The 21,566-nt window shown below is 73.4% G+C and carries 19 protein-coding genes and 1 tRNA gene; 9 read left to right on the forward strand and 11 right to left on the reverse strand.

Annotated elements, in window-relative coordinates; genetic code table 11:
- The first annotated feature begins 81 nt into the window (after positions 1-81).
- Entirely contained in the window at positions 82-2,892 is a 2,811-nt protein-coding gene (locus tag ABD823_RS07475) for a helix-turn-helix transcriptional regulator (protein ID WP_344857220.1), read from the forward strand.
- A gap of 342 nt (positions 2,893-3,234) precedes the next feature.
- On the opposite strand, the gene ABD823_RS07480 is transcribed toward ABD823_RS07475, so the two are convergent.
- Entirely contained in the window at positions 3,235-3,597 is a 363-nt protein-coding gene (locus tag ABD823_RS07480) for a response regulator (RefSeq protein WP_425566577.1), read from the reverse strand.
- Positions 3,598-4,424: 827 nt separating this feature from the next.
- Between ABD823_RS07480 and ABD823_RS07485 the strand changes: the two genes are divergently transcribed.
- Together ABD823_RS07485 and ABD823_RS07490 are read left to right on the forward strand one after the other, a co-directional pair.
- Positions 4,425-4,877, forward strand: coding sequence for a C40 family peptidase (locus ABD823_RS07485; protein ID WP_344857223.1), 453 nt, complete (start codon positions 4,425-4,427; stop codon positions 4,875-4,877).
- Between the two features lie 80 nt (positions 4,878-4,957).
- Positions 4,958-5,032 (forward strand) — tRNA-Arg (locus tag ABD823_RS07490).
- Positions 5,033-5,453: 421 nt separating this feature from the next.
- On the opposite strand, the gene ABD823_RS07495 is transcribed toward ABD823_RS07490, so the two are convergent.
- The gene (locus ABD823_RS07495) at positions 5,454-5,933 is read right to left on the reverse strand and encodes a hypothetical protein (protein WP_344857225.1); all 480 of its coding nucleotides are present in this window, start codon (positions 5,931-5,933) and stop codon (positions 5,454-5,456) included.
- A gap of 422 nt (positions 5,934-6,355) precedes the next feature.
- On the opposite strand from ABD823_RS07495, the gene ABD823_RS07500 reads away from it, so the two are divergent.
- Both ABD823_RS07500 and ABD823_RS07505 read left to right on the forward strand, forming a co-directional pair.
- On the forward strand, positions 6,356-6,733 hold the full coding sequence (locus ABD823_RS07500) for a hypothetical protein (RefSeq protein WP_344857226.1): 378 nt from the start codon (positions 6,356-6,358) through the stop codon (positions 6,731-6,733).
- Between the two features lie 110 nt (positions 6,734-6,843).
- Complete coding sequence (locus ABD823_RS07505) at positions 6,844-7,200, forward strand: hypothetical protein (RefSeq protein WP_344857228.1); 357 nt, start codon at positions 6,844-6,846, stop codon at positions 7,198-7,200.
- Between the two features lie 172 nt (positions 7,201-7,372).
- Here the strand turns inward: ABD823_RS07505 and ABD823_RS07510 are convergent, their stop codons facing one another.
- Complete coding sequence (locus tag ABD823_RS07510; protein WP_344857230.1) at positions 7,373-8,374, reverse strand: helix-turn-helix domain-containing protein; 1,002 nt, start codon at positions 8,372-8,374, stop codon at positions 7,373-7,375.
- A gap of 301 nt (positions 8,375-8,675) precedes the next feature.
- Between ABD823_RS07510 and ABD823_RS07515 the strand changes: the two genes are divergently transcribed.
- From ABD823_RS07515 to ABD823_RS07525, 3 genes are all read left to right on the forward strand, one after another.
- Entirely contained in the window at positions 8,676-9,149 is a 474-nt protein-coding gene (locus tag ABD823_RS07515; RefSeq protein ID WP_344857232.1) for a carboxymuconolactone decarboxylase family protein, read from the forward strand.
- A gap of 567 nt (positions 9,150-9,716) precedes the next feature.
- Positions 9,717-10,724 (forward strand): glycoside hydrolase family 11 protein, encoded by a 1,008-nt coding sequence (locus tag ABD823_RS07520; RefSeq protein WP_344857234.1) that lies wholly within the window; start codon positions 9,717-9,719, stop codon positions 10,722-10,724.
- A gap of 302 nt (positions 10,725-11,026) precedes the next feature.
- Positions 11,027-11,614, forward strand: a complete 588-nt coding sequence (locus ABD823_RS07525; protein WP_344857235.1) for a DinB family protein — start codon at positions 11,027-11,029, stop codon at positions 11,612-11,614.
- 38 nt (positions 11,615-11,652) lie between these two features.
- Here ABD823_RS07525 and ABD823_RS07530 read toward each other — a convergent pair whose 3' ends face one another.
- A complete protein-coding gene (locus tag ABD823_RS07530) occupies positions 11,653-12,969 on the reverse strand; it encodes a methyl-accepting chemotaxis protein (RefSeq protein ID WP_344857237.1) in 1,317 nt (438 codons plus the stop codon).
- 298 nt (positions 12,970-13,267) lie between these two features.
- Between ABD823_RS07530 and ABD823_RS07535 the strand changes: the two genes are divergently transcribed.
- On the forward strand, positions 13,268-13,894 hold the full coding sequence (locus ABD823_RS07535) for a mycothiol-dependent nitroreductase Rv2466c family protein (RefSeq protein WP_344857239.1): 627 nt from the start codon (positions 13,268-13,270) through the stop codon (positions 13,892-13,894).
- Positions 13,895-14,031: 137 nt separating this feature from the next.
- Here ABD823_RS07535 and ABD823_RS07540 read toward each other — a convergent pair whose 3' ends face one another.
- From ABD823_RS07540 to ABD823_RS07570, 7 genes are all read right to left on the reverse strand, one after another.
- Positions 14,032-15,591 (reverse strand): RICIN domain-containing protein, encoded by a 1,560-nt coding sequence (locus ABD823_RS07540; RefSeq protein ID WP_344857240.1) that lies wholly within the window; start codon positions 15,589-15,591, stop codon positions 14,032-14,034.
- A complete protein-coding gene (locus tag ABD823_RS07545) occupies positions 15,588-16,286 on the reverse strand; it encodes a hypothetical protein (RefSeq protein WP_344857241.1) in 699 nt (232 codons plus the stop codon). Before ABD823_RS07545 ends, ABD823_RS07540 begins: the two co-directional genes overlap by 4 nt.
- Positions 16,283-18,148, reverse strand: a complete 1,866-nt coding sequence (locus tag ABD823_RS07550) for a putative Ig domain-containing protein (protein ID WP_344857243.1) — start codon at positions 18,146-18,148, stop codon at positions 16,283-16,285. The genes ABD823_RS07545 and ABD823_RS07550 overlap by 4 nt, the downstream gene beginning before the upstream one ends.
- Before the next feature lie 191 nt (positions 18,149-18,339).
- Positions 18,340-18,948: a type 4a pilus biogenesis protein PilO gene (gene pilO / locus ABD823_RS07555; RefSeq protein ID WP_344857244.1), complete on the reverse strand. Its 609-nt coding sequence runs from the start codon at positions 18,946-18,948 to the stop codon at positions 18,340-18,342.
- Positions 18,948-19,652, reverse strand: a complete 705-nt coding sequence (locus ABD823_RS07560; protein WP_344857246.1) for a PilN domain-containing protein — start codon at positions 19,650-19,652, stop codon at positions 18,948-18,950. Before ABD823_RS07560 ends, pilO begins: the two co-directional genes overlap by 1 nt.
- On the reverse strand, positions 19,652-20,686 hold the full coding sequence (gene pilM / locus ABD823_RS07565; protein WP_344857247.1) for a type IV pilus assembly protein PilM: 1,035 nt from the start codon (positions 20,684-20,686) through the stop codon (positions 19,652-19,654). The genes ABD823_RS07560 and pilM overlap by 1 nt, the downstream gene beginning before the upstream one ends.
- A 34-nt stretch (positions 20,687-20,720) precedes the next feature.
- Positions 20,721-21,509 carry a prepilin peptidase gene (locus tag ABD823_RS07570; protein ID WP_344857249.1) on the reverse strand — a complete coding sequence of 263 codons (789 nt, stop codon included), beginning with the start codon at positions 21,507-21,509 and terminating at the stop codon, positions 20,721-20,723.
- Between the last annotated feature and the right edge of the window lie 57 nt (positions 21,510-21,566).

A 21,566-nucleotide genomic window follows, 5' to 3' on the forward strand; every position in this document is an offset into this window, starting at 1 on the left:
GGGCCAATCCGGAGCCTTCCCCGCGGACCAATCCGTTTCCGCCCGGCGCGTGGGATACTCGCCGACGTGGAGCCGCAAAAGGTGCAAAGCACGCTGGTGGGGCGGTTGACGGAGCTCGACCGGCTGCTCGCCGTACTGCGCTCCGCCGCCGAGGGAACGGCCGGGGTCGCCCTGGTGGGAGGCGACGCCGGCATCGGCAAGACACGGCTCGTCACCGAACTGGCCGAGCGGGCGCGGGCCGACGGCTTCGCCGTGCTCGTCGGGCAGTGCGCCGAACTGGGCGACGCCCTGCCGTACCTGCCGCTGGCCGACGCGCTGCGCGGGGTGGAGGGAGAGCTGCGCGAGGCGCTGGAGGCGCGCCCGGTCCTCGGCAGACTGCTGCCCGGCGGCGTCGACGGCGGGCCGGAGAGCGCCTCGCGCCTCACCCAGCAGCAGCTGTTCGGCTCGGTGCTCGGCTTCCTGGCCACGCGGCCCGTCCTGCTGATCCTGGAGGACCTGCACTGGGCCGACCAGTCCACCCGCGACCTGCTGGTCTTCCTCAGCCGGATGCTGCAGAGCGAGCCGGTCTGCCTGGTCGGCACCTACCGGACCGACGACATCCACCGCCGCCACCCGCTCCGCCGCGTGCTCGCCGAGCTCAAACGCCTGCCGTCGGTCACGTCGGTCGAGCTGAGCCCGCTCGACCGCGGTGAGATGGCCGACTACGTCGCGCTGCTCGGCGGGACCGACGCCCGGATGATCGACGAGGTCGTCGACCGCGCGGAGGGCAACCCCTTCTACGCCGAGGAGCTCCTCGAAGCGGCCATCGAGGGCAGCGCGATGACCGACGGCCTGGCCAGCCTGCTGCTCTCCCGCGCCGAGCAGCTCTCCGACCCCGCCCAGCGGGTGCTGCGCGGCGCGGCCGTCGCCGGGCGGAAGGTCGACCACGGACTGCTGCAGGAGGTCTCCGGCCTCGACGACCTGGCCTTCGAGGAGGCCATGCGGGAGATCGTCTCGCGCGGGCTCATCCGCCCCTCCGGAGAGTACGGCTACGCCTTCCGCCACGCCCTGCTCCAGGAGGCCGTCTACACCGACCTGCTGCCCGGCGAGCGCACCCGCCTGCACGCCGAGTTCGCCCGGCTGCTGAGCGGGCGGGGCGGCAGCGCGGCCGAGCTCGCCCACCACTACCTGGCCGCGCACGACCTCTCCGGCGCGCTGGCCGCCTCGGTCGAGGCCGGGCGCCGGGCCGAGCGGCTCGGCGCCCCCGCCGAGGCCCACCGCCACTTCGAGCGGGCGCTCGGCCTGTGGGACCGCGTCCCCGACGCCGAGAGCCTCACCGGCACCGACCACACCCGCCTCGCGCTGCGCACCGCCGCCGCCGCGGCCGACATGGGCGACAACCACCGGGCCGCCGCCCACATGCGGGCGCTGCCCCCGTCGGCCGAGGTCTGCGAGCGGCTGGCCTACTACCTCTACGACGCCGGACAGGAGGCGGAGGCGACCACCGTCGCCGAGGCCGCCGTCACGGCGGACCCCCAAGGGCCCCTGCTGGCCCGGGCCCTGGCCACCTTCGCCCGGACGGTCTTCTGGACCGCGCGCCACGCCGAGGCCGAGCCGCTCGCCGAACGGGCCCTGGAGGTGGCGCGCGCCACCGGCGCCCGCGACGCGGAGAAGGGCGCGCTGATCATGCTCGCCTCCTGCGCGGAGTACACCGGCGACCGGGCCCGCGCCGAGGAGCTGTTCGCCCAGGTCGCGGCGGCGGACTCCGGCGACCTCGCCATGGACCTGCGCGGGATCTTCCACTACGCGCGCATCCAGTCGGAGCGGGGCGCCCTGGAGGCCGCCGCCGCGACCGCCGACCGCGGCATCCGGCTGGCGGCCGAGACCGGCCTGTCCTGGAGCACGTACGGCACCGACCTGCGGTTCCTCCGATTCATGATCCACTACATCGCCGGGGAGTGGGAGCAGGCCCGCGCCAGCGGGTTCGGCAGGCGCGTCGGCACGATCCCCGAGGCGGTCCTGTCCTCGTTCGCGCTCTTCGTCGAGGTTGCCATGGGCCTGCCCGAGGTCGAGGAGCGGCTGGCCTGGCTCCGGCCGTTCTGGTCGGACACCCTCGTCGCCTACATGTCCCGGGGCCTGGCCGCCGAGCACGCCCTCTGGCGGGGAGACCCCGGGCGGGCGCTGGAGCACGTCACCGCGGTGCTCGGCGTCCTGGAACCCATGGACAGCGGATGCATCCGCATCGGCGCCGTCGGCCTGTGGGCCCTGGCCGAGCTGGGCCGTACCGACGGGGCCGACGAACTGCTCGCCCGGGCCCGGGGCGGGTCCCGGGCCGGCATGGGCCGGGAGGGCAAGGCGTGGCTGCTGCGGGCGGAGGCCGAGTGGCACCGGGTCCACGGCCGCCTCGACGCCGATGCCTGGCGCGCGGTGGTGGAGGCGTTCGACTACGGGTTCGTCTACGAGGTCGCGCGCTCCCGGTGGCGGCTGGCCGAGGCGCTGCTGGCCGCCGGAGACCGCACCGCCGCGCACCGCGAGTGGGAGCAGGCGGCCAAGACCGCCGACTCCCTCGGTGCGCGGCCGCTGGCCGGGGCCCTGGCGGAACTGGGGCGCCGGGCGCGGTTCGGTCCGGTGCGGAGGCCGGACCCCGCGGGGCGGGCCGGAGCGCAGGGCCGGGCGGAGCGCGGCGCGGGCCGGACGGGGCCGGAGAGCCGGGTCCAGGCCGGGGCGCTGACCGGCCGCGAGCGGGAGGTGCTCGCCCTGGTGGCCGAGGGGCTGCCGAACCGGGAGATCGGCGAGCGGCTGTTCATCGCCCCGAAGACGGTGAGCGTGCACGTCTCCAACATCCTCGGCAAGCTCGGCGTCTCCTCCCGGACCCAGGCCGTCGCCGCGGCCCGCAGGGCGGGGCTGCTCTGACCGCGGCCCGTGGGGCGGGGCTGGTTTGACCGCGGCCCGTGGGGCGGGGCTGGTTTGACCGCGGCCGCGGGGCGGGCGTGTTCTGACCGCGGCCGCGGGGCGGGCGTGTTCTGACCGCGGCCCGCGGGGCGGGCCGCGCGGGGGCCTGGCGGCGTGATCCGCTCCGTGCGGTGGAGGCCGGCTCGTGGGGGCTTGGTCGTGCGGTGGAGGCCGGCTCGTGGGGCGGAGGCCCAGGTCTGCGGCGGAGGCCTGGTCGTGGAGCGGAGACCCGGCCGTGCGGTGGAGCGCGCTTCGGGAGGGGAGAAGGACCTCGGGAGCGGGGCCTTCGGGAGCGGGGAGGGGTCAGCCCCTCCCCGGGAGGAGGTCGCGGACGACCTGGATGAGCTCGGCCGGATCGAACGGCTTGGGAAGGTAGGCGTGCACCCCGATCTCCTCCCCGCGCCGCTTGTCCTCCTCCTGCGCGCGGGCGGTGATCAGGACCACCTTGATGTGGCCGGTGTCCGGGCCGCTGCGCAGCCGGGTGGCGGTCGTCCAGCCGTCCAGCCTCGGCATCATGACGTCCAGCGTGATCACGTCGGGTTTCACGTCGCGCACCCGGTCCAGGCAGTCCTGCCCGTCGGTGGCGGTCTCCACCTGGAAGCCCTCCAGCGTGAGGTTGACCGCGATGAGCTGCCGGATGACCTCGTCGTCGTCGACGACCAGTATCTTGCCCAGAACCTCGTCCACGGCCGCCAAGCTAACCCGTCTGGAACGATCATGCGAGGCTTTCGGCGGATACGGGACTCCGGCGGAACCCGGCTCCCGGTGGGGAGGCCGCCTCCTCGGTACGCAACCCGGTCCCCGATGTGGAACCCGGCCCTCGGCACGGGGACGGGGATCCCGGAGAACGATCGGGACGGGAGCCCCGGAGGACGTCCGGACCGGAACCCCGGAGGACGTCCGGACCGGAACCCCGGAGGGCGTCCCACGCGGGCGGTCGGCCGTCCACAGGTGGTGGGAGCGCTCGGCAGGCCTTCCACAGAACCAGGTTCGGCTCCATGGTGATCACCCCGCTCTGCGGATCCTGAGGCCTCGACCGCCCATCGAGCCGAGGAGGTCCGCACATGATCGTCGCTCTCACCGTCGCCGCCGCTCTCACCGCAGCACCCGCCGGTGACGCGGAAGCCGTCCAGACGTGGCCGTCCTGCCCGTCCTCGCTCCACGGGCTTCCGGGCCGGCTGCGGCACTGGATCCCCGAGGAGGTGTGGTCCATGATCACCGGCCTCTGCGGGAGCGGGCGGACGACCGGGTCCGCGGCCGCGCCGGGCGTTCCATCCGGGCGGGCGCCCGCCCTCCGGCCGGGGCAGGGCTCCCATCCCGTGCCCGCGCCCGGACTGCGACCCGCGCCCAGGCCGGGGGAGCCGGAGCGGCCACCGCTCGCACCCGCCGCACCGCGACCGTCGGGGAAGCCGTCCGAGGCAGGCCCGCCGAGGTCTCCGGAGCGGCCGTCCGTGCCGAGGCAACGGGATCCCGAACCGGAGAAGCGGCCGTCCGTGCCGCGGCAGCGCGAGCCCAGATCCCCGGAGCGGCCGTCCACCGTCCGGACCCTCCCCTCACCCGGCCGGACGGCGGCGGCCGCCGCCCTGCGCAGGATCGGCACGCCGTACGTATGGGGCGGAGGGTCGAGCACCGGTCCGACGCGAGGCGGCTTCGACTGCTCGGGGCTGGCCATGTACGCCTGGGCCAAGGCCGGAGTCAAGCTCACCCACTACACCGGAAGCCAGTTCCGGCAGGGCCGCCGGGTGTCCCTCTCCCGGCTCCGCCCGGGCGATCTGGTCTTCTTCGGCGGCGGCACCGGTGACCCCACCCACGTCGGCATCCACGTGAAGAACGGCGTCATGGTCCACGCCCCCAAGGCCGGTGACGTCGTCAGGACCGTGGACTTCACCGGCTCCTCCTACTACCGCGCCCGCTACCGCGGAGCCGTCCGGCCCTCCACCCGCTGACCGAGCGACCCCTGAGATCATCTGTTGGGCATTCGAGTTGCCGGTTCGCTGCCGAATGCTGGTAGCCTAATCACTCGTTGGCCCCCTTAGCTCAGGGGATAGAGCACCGGCCTCCGGAGCCGGGTGCGCAGGTTCGAATCCTGCAGGGGGCACCAACAGAAGGCCAGGGCAGATATCGTCTGCCCTGGCCTTTCGCTCGCTCCGGCGGAGGCCTCGTCCTTGTCATCCTGCGACGACCGGAGACACCGGATGACGCACGCTGCGGGACAGCCGTGGGACATGATCGTCCTGCTCGCCCTGGGCCGGAGGAGCTTCGGCCGCCGGGTCTCCTATTGCCTCTGACCGGTTCGCGCTGGCATCATCCGAACATGATCGAGAGAATCGAGTCCTGCGTCCGCCGGTGAGCGCGACGACCGAGCCTGAATCGCTCGGACCCCGAACCGCTCTGTTCGACCACGCGCTGCACCTGCATCGGCAAGATCCGGATTCACCCCTACCGGCGCGCGTTGCGCTCCCGGCTGGTGCCGATTGCGTGACCGCACGTGCTCCATCTCCTGCTGCGGTGCCGTCGTCGGCTCAATCCCAATGGTTGAACAGCAGCTCGCCGAAGGTCTCCGGCTTCCAATAGGCGATCTCTCGGTGTTCTGCGTCGCCGAGGTCTGAGGTATCGATCAAGTCGATGGGGGTCTCCAGTTCGCTTCTCGTCAGGAGGCGGAAGGCACCCGAAGACCTCAGCGCCACTCCGAGATCATTCCGGTCGTCGATGAAGACCACATGGCCTGCCGGAACTCGGGCAAGCGCGATGAACGGCAAGTGCGTGTGCCCGAGCACCGCTGCGCTCAGCCCTCCACACCTGATCACGGCTGTGTGGAAGTTCGGTGTGACCCCAGGTGGCGTGATCTCCAGGACCCTGCCGTGCACGAGCCGGGCCGCCTGGTGGCAGACGGAGGCGAAGACCCGCGGATCCACCAATGGAAGCGGTTCCGCTACGTGATCTCGGAATCCTGTCGCGCCTCGTGGCGGGCGAATCACGCCCGAGCCTCGTTCGATCGGCATCGGCGCTCCTGGCTGTCGGTTCGAGGATGGTCTCAGCATAGGGATCCGGTTCGCGCCGGCGCCTCATGATGAGCATGGGCGACGAACCGTACGGGGCCGGGAGAGCGGGAGAAAGCGCAGGTGATCGGCCATCGCTCGTATGGAGCGACGATCCGCTGTCACGGTGATCGCCATCCGTTGCTCCGGGGGCGTGTTGATCGGCGGGAGCCATCCCGCCTCCCGGGGGCGTGTCGGTTCCGTGATCCGGCGGAGACCTCCAGGACCGGTTCGCCGGGTCATGGTGGTCCCGGACGCGGAAGGCAATCATGACGATCGGAGACAGGTAGGTGTCGCAGGCTCTCGCGCGGCTCGTGCGGTCCTTCGCGGACGAGGAACTGGTCCTGGACAGGGGGAGCCCGAACACGGAGGCGCGAAGCAACCTGATGGTCTTCGGCTTCGATTCCGAGGACTTCGACGCGGCACCCGTCGGACAGGCTCTCGGTGCGGTCGGCGATCGGCTCCGTGAACGGTTCGCCGACGTTCCGGGGCCGGTGACGTTCTACGCCCGGTACGACGAGCAGGCCGGCCAGTTGCGCTGCTCGGTCGCCTCTGCCGAGCCGGACGGTCTGCCGTTCGGGGGCCGGTCCCGGCCCGTGAGCACTCCCGCGCCCGCGCTCGCCCTCATGGCTGCCGATGATACGGATCCCGGTGTGGTGCCCTGGACCGACCTCGAAGGGGCGTCCGCCGAAGAAACCGCTGATCCGGACGAGGGCGCCGGGCGTCCGTTCCCGGTCTTCACCGTGAGGCTCACCCGGTCCTGACATGGGCATCGCAGATCGCCGAATTGTTCTTGTGATTCGATCCGGCGGTGCCGCACAGGGCCGGTCACACCATCGTCCCGGCGCCACCGGGCGGGCGCTAGGGTGACGTCGTGATCAACAAGCCGCCGGGATGGTCCTACCCGGTCGTCTTCTCGGCCGCGGCGGCCGTCATCCTGAATGTGGGCCAGCTATCCGTACTGGTACGGAATCGAGATGTTCTTGTTCGCGATCCCGGTAGGCTCGCTGCTGCTCGCTTACTGCTGCGGCAGCCGGGGGTCTCCTCGGTGGGTGCCGGTACCACCAGGCCCGAGCAGGTCACCGAGAACGCCGCGGCGTCCGGCAGGACGATCGACGAGGCCGCTTTGAAGCGCGTGGACGAGGTGCTCGGAGACCTCGTCGACCGGGGTCCCGGCAAGACCGCGCAGATGATGGCGGTCAAGCCGGACTGGATGAGAACCGCACACTGACATCGGGCTTCCACGGCGGGTTCCGCCGGGCCCGGTCATGCGCGGAAGGCGCCGACCCGATCCGGCCGGTGATCCGCCCGGTCCTCCGCTTCTCCGCCGTCCTACGCCGCCCGCCGTCCTACGTGATCCGTCGTCCGTCGCTCGGCGGCGACCTCCCACCGGCGTGCCCGGCTCACCCCCGCGGGGCCGGAGCACGGAGAGCCGCCGCGACCCACGCGAAGAGTGCGGGGTCCTCCTCGCCCGTGCTGGGCGGTGTCCCGTTGATCAGGGCCACCAGGGACAGGTACCTGCCGTGAGTGGCGTCGTACCGGTCCTCCTCCTGGGGATCCTCACGTCGCATCTCCTCGACCAGCAGGAAGGCCGTGGCCAGTCGTTCACGCGACTCGGCCGTGGCCTGCCCTCCGGCGACCTCGGCGGCCGCGTTCGCCATGCGAGCGACCAGCTCCTGCGTCCGTGGAGAGTCCGGCGGCAGCCCGGAACGGTACGCCGTCAAGATGTCCTCCCCGATCTCCGCCCCCTCCCTGTGGACGAAGTCCCACACCGGCGCGGTGGCCAGGCGCCGTCCCGGGAACGTGGCGTAGGTGTCCTGGAGGTAGGAGCGGACCGCGCGGCGGAACTCCTCGTCCCGCACCAGGTCGGCCAGCTCGATCCATGCTTCGAGCTGGGCGGCGGTGGGGTCCTCCGGCAGCTGCGGCCGCATCGTCCGCAACCGCTCGACGAAGCCGGGGGGGACGTCGAGGTCTCCGCCGACCTCGTTCCAGAAGTCGTCGATGATCCGCTCGCGCTCCTCGTCGGGCATCGAGACGAGTTTGTGCATCAGGGCCGCCTGCGCGGCCGTGCCCCCCTGCTTGACGAGGGTCCTCAGCACGGCTCGTCTGGCCCGCAGGGCACGCTCCCGGCGCTCGACGAGCTCCAGGTGCGCTGCGAGGAGGTCGTGCAGTGACGTCTCACCGTCGAGCAGCCGGCGGATGTCGTCCAGTCCGGCGTCCAGGTCGCGGAGGGTGCGGACGAGTTCCAGACGGGCGATCGCGCGGATGTCGTACAACCGGTGGCCCGCCTCGGTCACGTGTGTGGGCGGGATGACCCCGGCGTCGGAGTAGAACCGGATGGCGCTGACGCTCAGACCGGTCCGGCGCGCCACGTCCCCGATCGGGTACAGCTCGTTGTCGTCCATACCGTCACTATGGGATCTCAAGCGGCTTGAGACTCAAACCCGCCCGCACAGGCGTGCACGGTCCCGCTCGAACCTCGGCCGAGACCCTCCGGAGCGACAGGCGCCCGCCTGGTCCCGAACCGCTGCGGTTCCGTCGGAGGCCGTGGCGCGTCCCTGCTCCCGGGCGGGGCGGCCGACGCCGGACCCGTCGGTCGGCGTGCTCCGGCGGACGTGAGACGCGGGTCACATCCGGCGGTGTCACAGGGGGGCGGCCCGCACCGTCTCGGGGGTGTAGCCACTGACGACCACAGAGGAGCACACCATGGACGCGCGACTGGACTACTTCACCTCCCCGACCGCCGGCAAGGTCCTCAAGCACTTCGTGTCGGCGGGCAGGGCGCTCAAGGACTCGCCGCTGCCGGCCGCCACGCAGGAGCTGGTGGCGCTGCGCGTGAGCCAGATCAACGGCTGCGCCGTCTGCATCGACATGCACACCAAGGAGGCCGCCGTCGGCGGCGAGACCTCGGTGCGGCTGAACCTGGTGGCGGCGTGGCGGGAGGCCACGGTCTTCACCGAGGCCGAGCGCGCCGCGCTGGCGCTGGCGGAGGAGGGAACCCGGGTCGCGGACGCGGCCGGCGGGGTCGGCGACGAGGTGTGGGCACGCGCCGCCGAGCACTACGACGAGGAGCAGCTCACCGCGCTGGTGGTCCTGATCTCCTTCATGAACGCGGCGAACCGGCTGAACGTCATCGCCCGGCAGCCGGCCGGCGGCTACGAGCCCGGGCGGTTCCACTGAGCGGAGCCGGTGACCGGCCCGGGGCCAGGCATCGGGCCGGTCACCGGGTTCGGAGGCGTCCCTCCGGCCGTCCGGGTGGTCATCGGCGGATGCCCGCGCCGGTCGGTACGGCCGGCCGCGCGGGAGGGCTCCGAGGCGGCGGCCCGGCGCTTCGCCAGTGACGCGTGTCGCCATCATGAGGGCGGAGAAAGGCGGCCGTGGGAGATCCGCACCCGCGTGTATTTCGGAGATCACGCGAAACTTTCACGCCTCAATGTCCAGGCATGATTTATCGAGGAAGGCCATTGTCTAGGATTAACGCACTCATTTGATCACCTTCACTTTTCGGGCATCGTTGACAACTTTCAAGGCCGGGCGAACACTGTCGCCATCGACGGACCCCACCCCTGTCGATCCGGAGACCTGCCGCGGTCCGGTCCTCCGGGCGTCGGCCGCACGACGAGCGGCCGGCCTCCGCCGCGCCGTACGGCGCCTGCGTGCGGTGGTCGTCACTCCGGCCGCCGACGGTCCCGCAGGGCGCACCGTGCCGCCGGTCCCCGTCGGCCTTCACGAGGAGGAAGCACGCACATGAACGACGTCCCCGCCCGCCCGGCAGGCCGCGGACGCGGCCGCGCCGGGCTGCTCTTCGGCCGTGCCTGCGCCGCGGTCGTGGCGCTGGTCGTGGCGTTGGCACCCGGCACCGCCAACGCGGCCCCCGTCACGTCCAACCAGACCGGCAACAACAACGGCTACTTCTACTCGTTCTGGACCGACAGTCCCGGGACGGTCTCCATGGAGCTGGGGTCCGGCGGCAACTACAGCACCTCATGGCGCAACACCGGGAACTTCGTCGCCGGCAAGGGCTGGAGCACCGGCGGGCGCAGGAGCGTGAGCTACTCGGGCAGCTTCAACCCGTCCGGCAACGCGTACCTGACCCTCTACGGGTGGACGAGGAACCCGCTCGTGGAGTACTACATCGTCGACAACTGGGGCACCTACCGGCCCACGGGAACGTACAAGGGCACGGTCACCAGCGACGGCGGTACGTACGACATCTACGAGACGACGCGGACCAACGCCCCCTCCATCGAGGGCACCAGGACCTTCAAGCAGTACTGGAGCGTCCGGCAGTCGAAGCGGACGGGCGGGACCATCACCTCCGGCAACCACTTCGACGCGTGGGCCCGCCACGGGATGAACCTGGGCAGCCACGATTACATGATCATGGCGACGGAGGGATACCAGAGCAGCGGGAGCTCCAACATCACGGTGGGCGGCTCCTCCGGCGGCAACCCCGGGGGCGGCGATCCCGGCGGCAACCCCGGCGGCGGTGGCTGCACCGCGTCGCTGTCCGCGGGTCAGCAGTGGAGCGACCGGTACAACCTCAACGTCTCGGTCAGCGGTTCGAGCAACTGGACCGTGACCATGAACGTGCCGTCCCCGGCGAAGATCATCGCTACCTGGAACGTCAGCGCCTCCTACCCCAGCGCGCAGGTGCTGACCGCCAGACCCAACGGCAGCGGCAACAACTGGGGTGTGACGATCCAGCACAACGGCAACTGGACCTGGCCGACGGTCTCCTGCAGCGCAGGCTGATCCCGGACCGGGACACCGCACCCGCGGCGCGGCGGCCCACGGCCGCCGCGCCGCACAGCCGCACAGCCGCACAGCCGCACAGCCGCACAGCCGCACAGCCGCACGGCCACCGGCCGGTGGCCGTCTGCCGCGGACACCGCCGACACCACGGGCCGCGGGCCGGGAGGACGCGGCCCGTACGGTGGCCCGGCGGCACACGGGCGGCGACCGCGTGGCCCGCCGCTGCCTTCCGGTCCCTTTCCGGACGGCGGACGGTGGACGGCGGATGGCGGGTGTCGGTGCCGCCTGGGAGGATGCCGGGCATGACCGGATCAGACCCGAAATCGGACCTCCACCGCTACCTGCGGAGCGCGCGCGAGGCCCTGCTGTGGAAACTCGACGGGCTCTCGGAGTACGACGTCCGCCGCCCCCTGACGCCGACCGGCACCAACCTGCTGGGGCTGGTCAAGCACGCGTCCGGTGTCGAGCTCGGCTACTTCGGCCTCGTCTTCGGACGTCCCGTCGAGGCGCCGCCCTGGTTCTCGGAGGAGGCCGAGCCCAACGCGGACATGTGGGCGACCGCAGACGAGACGCGCGAGGACATCGTCGGGTTCTACCGCCGGGTGCAGGCGCACGCGGACGCGACGATCGAGGCGCTGGAGCTGGAGGCGGTCGGCCGTGTGCCGTGGTGGCCGGAGGGCCGCAACGAGGTGACGCTCCACCGGATCCTGGTCCACGTCGCCACCGAGCTCCACCGGCACGCCGGGCACGCCGACATCGTCCGGGAGCTCGTCGACGGGGCGGCCGGGCTGCAGCAGGGCAACGACAACCTGCCCGCGCAGGACCGGGCGTGGTGGGAGGGCTACCGGGAGCGGCTGGAGCGGGCGGCCCGGGAGGCCGCCGGGAGCTGACGGGAGCCGCCCGGCGGCTCGGGCGCGTGGCGCGCCTGTCAGTCGAGTTCGCTGAGGGCCGTGATGACGTAGCGGTGGATGCGCTCCTCCACGGCCTGCGGGACCTTCGTGAACTGCAGGCCGATCTCCGCGGTGTCGTCGTGCGTCCTGCGGTGGACGACGGTGGCGCTCAGCGTCAGGGGCCGCCCGCCCGGCAGCGGGAGGTCGACCTCGACGAGGTCGCCCGTCGCGAGGGGGGTGTCCCGCCGGACGGAGCAGTGGGCGCCGGTCGTGCTCACGTCGACCAGGTGTGCGGGGTGGCCGCCGTCCGCCGTGTGGATCCGGGTCTTCCCGCTGATCGGCGCACGCGGCGCGTTGCGCCGTTCGAGCTGCTCGCTCAGGCGCGCCATGGTCGAGATCCGCCGCATCGCCCGGTCGAGGGACTCCTGGAGCAGGTGGACGCTGGAGCCCTGCCGCCGGGTGATGACGCCGACCTGCGAGGTCGCCTCGTCGAGGTCGCCGACGCCGCCGGTCATCTCGGTGAGCGCCCGCATCATGGCGCCGGCGTTCTCCTCCAGGGAGCGGACGACCGCGGTGATCTCGTCGGTCGAGCGGGTCGTCGCCGTGGCCAGCTCCTTGACCTCGTCGGCCACCACGCCGAACCCGCTGCCCGCCTCGCCCGCGTGGACGGCTTCGATCGTCGCGTTCAGCGCGAGCAGATGGGTCTGCGCGGCGACGCCCGAGATGATCTGGGTCATCCCCTCCACCTTGCGCAGGCTCGCCTCCAGCTGCCCGATGGTGTCGCCGGCCAGGCGCCCCCGCTCGACGACGCGGTGGGTGACGGCGTCGGTCAGGCCGACCTGCTCGTCGATGGTGCCGGCGGTGACGCGCAGCTCCTCGGTCTTGTCGGCCACGACCCGCAGTTCCTCCATGACGGCCGAGATGCTGCTGTTGATCATCTTCTGGGCGCGCTCGCGAGCCTGCTGCTCGTTGAGCCGCCGCTCGGTGTACATGGCGTGCAGCTGCTCCTCCCGGGCGGCGGTGGCCTGGTCCAGCTCCGCCCGCTGGGCGGCGATCGTGCCGAGCATGCCGTCGACGACGCGGCCCAGCTCGTCCAGTTCGCCGCCGCGGCCGGAGCCGAGGCGCGCGTCGCGGTCACCGGAGGCGAGCACGGCCTCGACGGCCTGCCGGAACGACCGGACCCGCCGCCGTTCCCGCCGCTGCGCCAGGAGCACCGCCGCGCCGCCCAGCGGCACCGCCGCGATCGCGGCGAAGCGCTGCTGGCCGGCGAGGGCAAGGGCGAGGACGAGGATGCCGAGGAGCAGGACGGCGGGTCCCGCGAGAGGGAGGCCCGTCCGAGGGCGCGCGTGGTTCACAGGGGTCTCATCGGACGGCGCCGGCCGGTTTTTAGGCCGATTCCCGGTGTCGGTCGTCACCCGGCGCGGGCGCGCCGTCCGGTGCGTCCGCGCCGCCCGGTGCCGGCGGGGCCGTTCCGCGCGCGCGCCGCCCGTACGGCCCTGCCGTGCCGCGTGCGCACGCCGCCCGGTACGGCAGGGCCGCACCACCGGGTGCCGCGGGGGACGGGTGGTCCCGTTGGTACGGTGTTCCGGCCCGCCGAGGAAGGCGGTCCGCCGGGGAAGGCCGCCCGGCGGCAAGGACGTGGAGAGCAGGAGCATGATGGCACCGTCGCAGGAAGCCGGGCGCCCCCGGGTGGACTTCTACTTCGACCCCGCCTGCCCGTTCGCGTGGATCACGTCGCGGTGGATCCTCGAGGTCGAGCGGGTCCGCGACATCGACCTGCACTTCCGGGTGATGAGCCTTTCGGTGCTCAACGAGCACCGCGAGCTGGAGGAGTGGTACCGGGAGTTCTGCGACCGGGCGTGGGGGCCGGTCCGCGTGGCGATCGCCGCCGCGCAGAAGCACGGCGACGAGGTGCTGCGGGACCTCTACACCGCGATGGGGACGAGGATCCACAACCAGAAGAACAAGGACTTCGCGGCGGTCGTCGCCGAGTCCCTGGAGGAGCTCGGGCTGCCGGCCTCGCTCGCCGGGGCGGCCGGCGTCACCGACTACGACGAGGCGCTGCGCGAGAGCCACCGCAGGGGCATGGAGCCGGTGGGCGACGAGGTCGGCACCCCGACGATCCACATCGACGAGGTCGCCTTCTTCGGGCCCGTCCTGTCGGCCATCCCCCGGGGCGAGCAGGCCGGCCGGCTGTTCGACGCGGCGCGGGAGCTGGCCGCGTACCCGAAGTTCTTCGAGCTGAAGCGGACCAGGACGGGCGGGCTCGACTTCGACTGACCCGCCGATCCACCAACCCACGGAGTCACCGACACCACTGACCTACCGAGTCACCGAGTCACCGAGCCGCGGCACCGGTGCCGGTGCCGCGGCGGAGCCCGCGGGCGTCCCCGGCCGGAGCGGCCCGCCCCGGCCGGTCACCTCTCCATGATGTCGGTCAGCGGCAGCGGCCGGTTCAGGTTGGGCGGGGCGTTCCACTTCTGCAGTTCGGAGCCGTCGCAGACGGCCACCTTCGCCTTGCTGGTGCCGTCGCTGTGCGTGTCGGGCTTGAGCGCGTCCAGGTCCGTCGGGGTCAGGCAGTTCCCGTAGCCGTCCATGATGCGGTAGCTGGTGGTGTAGTCGCCGGTGTCGCCGTACACGGTCCAGGTGAGGTTCTCCGGGAGCCAGCCGGTGGCGTTGCAGGCGGTCAGCGTGACGTACTGGTTGGCCGCGGTGGAGCCGGGGCTGCGCAGGCAGTACCCGGCTCTGCTGTCGTTGACGGTGCGGATGCGGCCGGTGGCGCTGGCCTCGGGCGCGGCGACCTCGGGGAACGACCACTTCTGGTTCCAGCGGACGTTTCCGTCGGGTGCCTGCTTGCAGAACCAGACGATCATGTATGCCTTGGTGACCTGGAAGTCCGTGACGTCCAGGCACCGGCTGAACTGCTCGAAGTTCACGAGCTGCCCGGTGGCGCGGCCCGCCATGCCCGTGCCGACGCCGGTCTCCGGGCGGAAGACCTGCTTGTTGAGCGTGCCGCCGCAGGAGCCCAGCACGACGGGGCTCCCGGCCGAGCCGGGGTTCTTCACGTTGAAGCAGAGGCCGTTCACGGCGACGCCGTTGCTCGTGCCCTGGAAGTTGGAGTTGTCGTTGAGGCTCCACTGCTGCCGCGGGGTGCGGTTCTCGCAGGGCCGGAACTCCACGGCGGCGCCGCTCTTCTGCGGCCAGCCCGCATCGAGGCACTTGCCCAGCGGGGCGTCGCCGTCGGGGTCCTCGGAGCCGACCAGCTTGAGGCTCAGGTCCTCGGTGTAGGCGAAGCGCTGCTCACCGGCGCCGGTCCGGCACGGCCGCATCAGCAGGTCGGCGCCGCTCGTGGGCGAGGCGTCGGGACCGGCGTCCATGCACAGCTGGGAGACGGTGGGCTGGGCGACGGGGATCGCCCCTCCGACGATGTTGGCGTTGGTGGTCTGGAACGCGTACGTCGCCTCGATCGTCCGGGTCCCCTCGGTGCCGGGGCCGAAGGCGCCGTCCGGCGCCTCGGTGCCGGTGGAGGAGAGCAGCGCGGTGGACGGCACGTCCAGCGGGGCGCAGCCCATCTCGGCGCCGTCGGCGTTTTTGTAGGTGATGCTCACCCGGTAGCGCGGGGAGCCCGCGCCGTCCTCCGGCAGGACGCCGGAGAGCTCGCACCCCGGCAGCATCTCCACCAGGCCGTTGCCCTCGGCGTCCGCGGCGGCGCGGATCTGCCCGAGCGCGACGTCGATGCCGCTCTGCGCGGCGTGCAGCGCGCGGACGCGCTCCGAGACGTCCCGGGTGGCGGACATCTGGCCGAGCACCACCGGCACCAGCAGCGCGCTCAGCGAGACGCCGACCAGGGTGAGCAGCAGGGCCAGGGGCATCGACCCCCGGTCGGAACCCGGGCCGGAGGTCCGGGCGGAGGTCCGGCCGCGGGCTCCGGCGGGAGCGTTCCACGGCCGGCGGCCGCGCATCGGCGTGCGGATCACGACGGTCTCCCTTCGGAGCAGACGTTGCGGGCGGGGGTCTCCCTGGAGGTGTTCAGGGCGGTGAAGGCGACATCGAGGTTCGCGGTGCCGGCGTTCTCCGCGGTGCCGACGCGGGCGGTCAGGTGCAGCTCCAGCCGCTGGAAGTCGGGGGTGAAGTCGGCGCCGACGGACCCGCCGCCGTCGCGGACCGGCGTGGACCCGGCCCGCTGCAGGACGAAGGGGGGCTTCGCCGTACCGGAGGGGGGCTGTACGGCGAGGCCGTCGGTCACGATGGACGAGGCCAGCGTCTCACCCGGCGCGCCCTCCGCGGGCGGGGAGCCCGGCGTCCAGCGCACCAGTTGCAGGACGCCCCGGCCGAGGTCCAGCCGGAGCTGCCTGCACTGGGGCCGGCCGGTGGCCGGGTCCTCGGCGGTGAACTCCACGTACCGGCGGCCCCGGACCGGGGCGCTCGGCTCGGAGATCCAGGACGCGTAGCGGATCTCCTTGTCCAGCCGCTGGAAGGCGACCTGCAGCTGGGACTGGGCCGACGCCACCGACTCGGTGGTGCTGACGGCGCGGTAGACCTGCAGGACGCCGGCCGTGAAGACCGCCATCAGCACGCCCAGGACACCGAGGGACACCACGACCTCGATCAGCGAGATCCCGTCGTCCCCGGCGGGGCGGGCCCGCCGGGGGAGCGGCCGGTCGCTCGTCACCGCACCCTCCACGTGAACATCAGCGTCGCCGTCTTGCGGGGCGAGTCCGTCACGGTCAGCGTGACGGTGTAGGTGCCCGGGGCGTCCGGGCTGCCGGAGATCACCCCGTGGTGCCTGCCGGTGGAGGCGATGGTCAGCCCCGGCGGCAGCCCCTTCGCCGCCCAGACGTCGTAGCCGCTGTTGCTCCCGCCCGTGGCCTCCAACGGCAGCCGGAGCGGCCGGCCGGCGGTGCTGACCTGGTCGGGGTCGTCCGGGTCCGGGAGCACCAGGGTGAGGTCGTTCTGCCGCCGCTTCAGGACCCGCCACGGGAACGTGGTGGACGCCTCCGCGCCGGTGCGGTCCTTGACGCGGACCGTGGTGAGGTACCGGGTCCCCTGCCGGACGGTGCCGGAGATCTCGCCGGTGTCCGCGTCGATCGCCAGGCCCGCGGGCAGGTTCTCGGCCCGCCAGGTGTACGGGCCGGTGCCGCCGTTCGCCGGGATCCGGAGCCCGTCCACGCGGTCGCGGACGAGGTTCGTCCTCGGCTGTGCGTCGGCGAGCTCCAGCGCCCGCTCCAGGATCTCCCAGTCGAACGCCACGGTGTCGGTCCTGCCTCCCTTGTCGGTGACCTTCACGGTCACCGGCGTGGTCTGCCTGGTCTGCGGGACGCCGGAGACGGTCCCGGTGGCCGCGTCGATCGCCAGGCCCGCGGGCAGGCCGGTCGCCGACCAGGTCAGCGGGGCCCGCCCGCCGGTCGCCGTCAGCTCCAGCGAGACCTTCTCACCGCGGAAGGTCTTCTGGTCTCCGGGCCCGGCGAGCGCGGGCGGGGTGTACACGGTCCAGGTGAACCGGGTGCCGTCGGCGTCCTGCCGCCGGTCGGTGACGGTGGCCGTCACGGTGAAGGTCCCCGGCTTCGTCGGCGTGCCGGTGATCAGGCCGCCCTCGGAGATGCTCAGCCCGCCGGGCAGGCCGGTGGCCTTCCAGGTCAGCGGGAGCCGCCCGCCGGTCGCGGTGAGCTGCAGGTTCGCGGCGTCGCCCACGTAGCCGTGCTGCGCCTCGGGATCGCCCGCGGCGGGCGGCGGCCGGTTGGTGTTGAAGACCGGCTCGGCGGACGGGCTGGTCAGAGCCGAGGTGACGTAGGTGCACCGCCCGTCGGGGCAGTCCTTCTGCGGCCAGGAGATCGCGACGACGACCCGGAAGAACGCGATGTCCGCCTTGCCGGGAGCGGGGTCGGGGGAGTCGGGGTGCTCGCAGGACAGGCCCGTCGTGTCCCCGGCCTGCTGGCGGCAGCGGCCGACGTACCAGGAGCGGTCGTAGTCCGTCCCGTTGACCGTGGTGGTCTCGGGCGAGGTCGGCAGCGGCGCGGAGGCGCCGGCGGATCCTTCCGCCAACTTGTCCCAGGCGGGCTCCATCGTCCGCAGGTAGGGGGCCACGGCGGGCGGGGCGCCGTTCCACTGCGTCATCGTGGCGCTCTCGCCCCGGCCGGAGGGCAGCGCCGAGCCCTTGAGCGCGCGCACCCGCTCGACGCCGTCACCGGCCAGCTGGACCGCGACCTGCTGGCTGCGCTGGCGGCCGGTGAAGCTCAGCGAGTTGGTGAAGAACACCGTCAGCGCGGACATGACGATGCCGATCACCACCATGGAGACCAGCACCTCCACCAGGGTGAACCCGGCCTCACCGCGCACGGGCGCACGGCGGGCCGCCGCGCCCGTCATGCGGCGGGCGGGCGCACCGGGCGTCCCGCGCGCGACCGTGCCGGACGTCCCGCGCATGGCCGTTCGGCGCGCGGCCGTACGGCGGGCGGGCGCCCGGCGGCGGCCGGCGGCGGGGGCCGCGGGCGTGCTCCGCGGCCCGGCCGTACGGCGGGCTCGACCGGCTGGCATCACGCCTCCTGGGGTCCGTCCGGGGTTCCGTTCCGGGCGGGGGCGGGTGCTCCACCCCGGAACAGGGCTTGTCACTGCTGATCGGCCGCGCCGGGCCGCTGTTTAGGGGTCGGTGAGCCCTGCTGCTCAGGGGCCGGGCCGCTCAGGGGTCGGTCAGGAGCCCTGCTGCTCAGGGGGCGGTCAGGGACCGGTCAGGAACCCTGAGCGGCGGTGCCCTCGGCGGGGGCCGCGTCCCCGCTCTGCGGGGCGACGAAGATCTTCAGGTTGACCACGGCGCTCAGCCCGTCGGCGAACGTGCCGCCGTCGCCCGCCTCGGCCGTGAGGCTGGTGACCAGCACGGCCCGCGGCTGCTCCTCCTGCAGTTCCTCCAGGAACGCCTCCAGTTCGGCGGCGCCGCCGGTGACGGTCACGGCGACGGGCAGGGAGTGCATCGCGGTGCCGGACACCTCGATCTGGACGGGGTCGCCGACGTTGACGCCCTGCACGAAGGCGCCCGCCGCCTCGCCCGCCCGCTGGAGCTGGCGCAGGAACCGCTCCGAGTCGGCCGTCGTCGGCAGCGCCTGGCGCGCCGTCTCCAGCCCGGCCCGGTAGCGGGGCAGGTCGTCGTTCTCCCGCCGCAGGTCGGCGAGCTTGCTGCGCAGGGTCGCCATCTGCACCTCGCTGGTCTCGGCCTCCCCGCGCAGGCGGTCGGCCCCGTCCATCTCCGGGCTGACGAGGAGGAACCAGCCGGCGGCCAGCAGGAGGGCGGCGGCGAGCAGGCCGCCGATGATCCAGAGCCGGTCCTTGCGTCCCGCGAACATCAGTCGCCCTCCCCGGCGCCGGTGGTGTACCGGCCGCCGAGCGCGGCGCCGGTGACGTCGACCCGCACGGCGAACCCCACCCCGGGGTCCTGCTCGCGCGCGTCGGTGAGCAGCGCGTTGCCCAGGCCGTCCACCTCGTCGAGCGCGGCGACGTACTCGGCGACGGCCTGCTTGCCGCCGGCGGTGCCCGTGATGCTCAGCTCCCCGACGAGCGTCTCGCCCGAGGTGTTCAGCCGGTCGGCGCCGGCCGCGGCCCCGCCGCCGGCCTCCCGCTCGGTGATCTTCGCGCTGAGGCTGGTGACCGCGACCCCGTCGGGGGCCGCCCTGCGCACGAAGGAGAGCAGGCGGGCCCAGGACAGGTCGTCGGCGAGCAGGGCCGACAGCTGGGAGTCGATGGCCTCCGTCTGCTGCCGGACGGTGACGAGCTCGGAGAACTCCCGCTGCTGGCGGGTGAGGTCCTGCAGGGCGCTCTGGGCGGCGGCCGCCTCGTCCGCCGCCTGCGCGGTCACGTGGCGGGCCGAGCCGTACCAGCCGGCCAGGAGCAGGGCGAACACCAGCAGGGCGGCCAGTACGGCGGCGCGGACCCGGCGGTCCCGCCGGGCGGTCACGATCTCCGGCGGAAGCAGGTCGGCCGCGACGGACAGCATCCGGAACGGGCTCTGCGGGGCCGCCGCGGAGTCGGGCGGGGTGAGGGTCGTGGTCATCAGGCTGCCGCTCCCAGGGCGAGGCCGATCGAGACGGCGGCGGCCGGGCGGAACCGGTCGAGGCCGTCGTGCTTGTCGCGGCGGCCGCGGCGCAGCCGCACCGCGGGGTCGGTGAACGCCACGTCGATGCCGAGCTGCGCGTGCAGGCTCTCGACGAGGCCGGGCAGCAGCGCGCCGCCGCCGGACAGGGCCACCCGGGCGACCCGGGTGGGGCGGCTGCCGGAGCCGAGGTAGGCGAAGGAGGTGCGGATCTCGCCGATCAGCGGGCGGACGGCCTCGCGGACGACGTCGGCGGCCTCGGCGTCGCCGCCCTCCAGGTCGCCGCGCACGCCGACGCGGCGCTTGAGGTCCTCGGCCTGCGCCAGGTCGACGCCGAGCCGGGTGGCGACGGTCTGGGTGACCTCCGCGCCGCCCCGGGGGATGGTGCGGACGATCAGCGGCACGCCGTCGTCGTGCACGACGACGCTCGTCGCGCCGGCGCCGATGTCGACGATGGCCTCCACCTGCGCGTCCAGGCGCGAGACGGCGCGCAGCAGCGCGAACGAGGCCAGGTCCACGCGGGCGACGTGCAGCCCGGCGTCCTCGACGGCGCGCACCATGTCGACGACGGCCTCCTTCGGCGCGGCGATCAGCAGCCCCCGGACCGTCTCCTTGCCGCCCGGGTCCTCCAGCGGGAAGAAGTCGAGCAGCGACCGGTCGGGCGGGAGCGGCAGCGCGTCGCGCACCTGGAACGGCAGGGACGCGCGCAGCTCGCGGGGCGGCAGGTTGCTCACGGACATCTCGCGGACCACGGTCTGCGGGTTGGTCACGCCGAGCACGACCTTGCGGGTGCGGAACTTCGCCGTCGACCAGAGCCGCCTCAGCTCGGCGGTGAGCGGCTTGGCGTCGTGGACGGTGCCGCCCTGCACGACGCCCGGCGGGAGCGGCGCCATGCCGGCGCGCGTGACGACCGGACCGTCCTTGCCGCGGGCGGTCTCCACCGCGCGGATCGACATCGAGCCGATGTCCAGGCCGATGGGGGTGACGGTGGCCATCAGGTGCTCCTCGTCGTGGTCGGGAACGGACAGGTCAGGCGGACGGCGCCAGGAGCCCGCCGTACCAGGCGGTGATCGGCCCGGCGGCGAACAGGGCGAGCAGGGCCCCGGCGAGCATGGCCGGGCCGAACGGCACGGCCGTCTTCCGGCCGGCCCGGCCGGTGGCCAGCAGCACCGCCCCGGCGAGCCCGCCGAGCAGGAAGGCGGCGAACGTGCCGACGACGACCGCGCCCCAGCCCAGCCAGCCGAGGTAGAGGCCGAGCAGGCCGGCGAGCTTCACGTCGCCGAAGCCCATGCCGCCCGGGTGGAACCAGGCGAGCGCGAAGTAGAAGGCGAACAGCACGGCCATCGCGGCCAGGGCGCGCAGGGCCGGTGCCCAGCCGGCGCCCGCGGCCGCCGCGGGGGCCAGCAGCGCGGCGGCGACGAGGTAGGAGGGCAGGACGATCACGTCCGGCAGCCGCTTCACCTCGAAGTCGATCAGGGAGAGGGCCACCGCGACCGCCGCGAGGTAGAGGTAGGCGGGCAGGTCGGGGGCCGTGCCGATCCGGGCGGCCACCGCGGCGAACAGCAGCGCGGTGGCCAGCTCGACCAGCGGGTAGCGGAGGCTGATCGGCGCCGCGCAGGCGGCGCACCGGCCGCGCAGTGCCAGCCAGCTCAGCACCGGGACGTTCTGCCAGGGCCGGACGGGGGCCTGGCAGCGGGGGCAGTGCGAGCCGGGCCGCAGCAGCGACTCGGCCCGCGGCACCCGGTGGACGACCACGTTGAGGAAGGAGCCGACGAGCAGGCCGAGCACGCCTGCCAGGGCGGTCACGAGCGTGTCCATCGGGTCTCTCCTTCCTCGGCGCGGTCTTCCGGGGGTACGGCGGGGCGGCGCGCGGTG

The organism is Planomonospora alba, assembly GCF_039534085.1.
Taxonomy (GTDB): Bacteria; Actinomycetota; Actinomycetes; order Streptosporangiales; family Streptosporangiaceae; genus Planomonospora_B; species Planomonospora_B alba.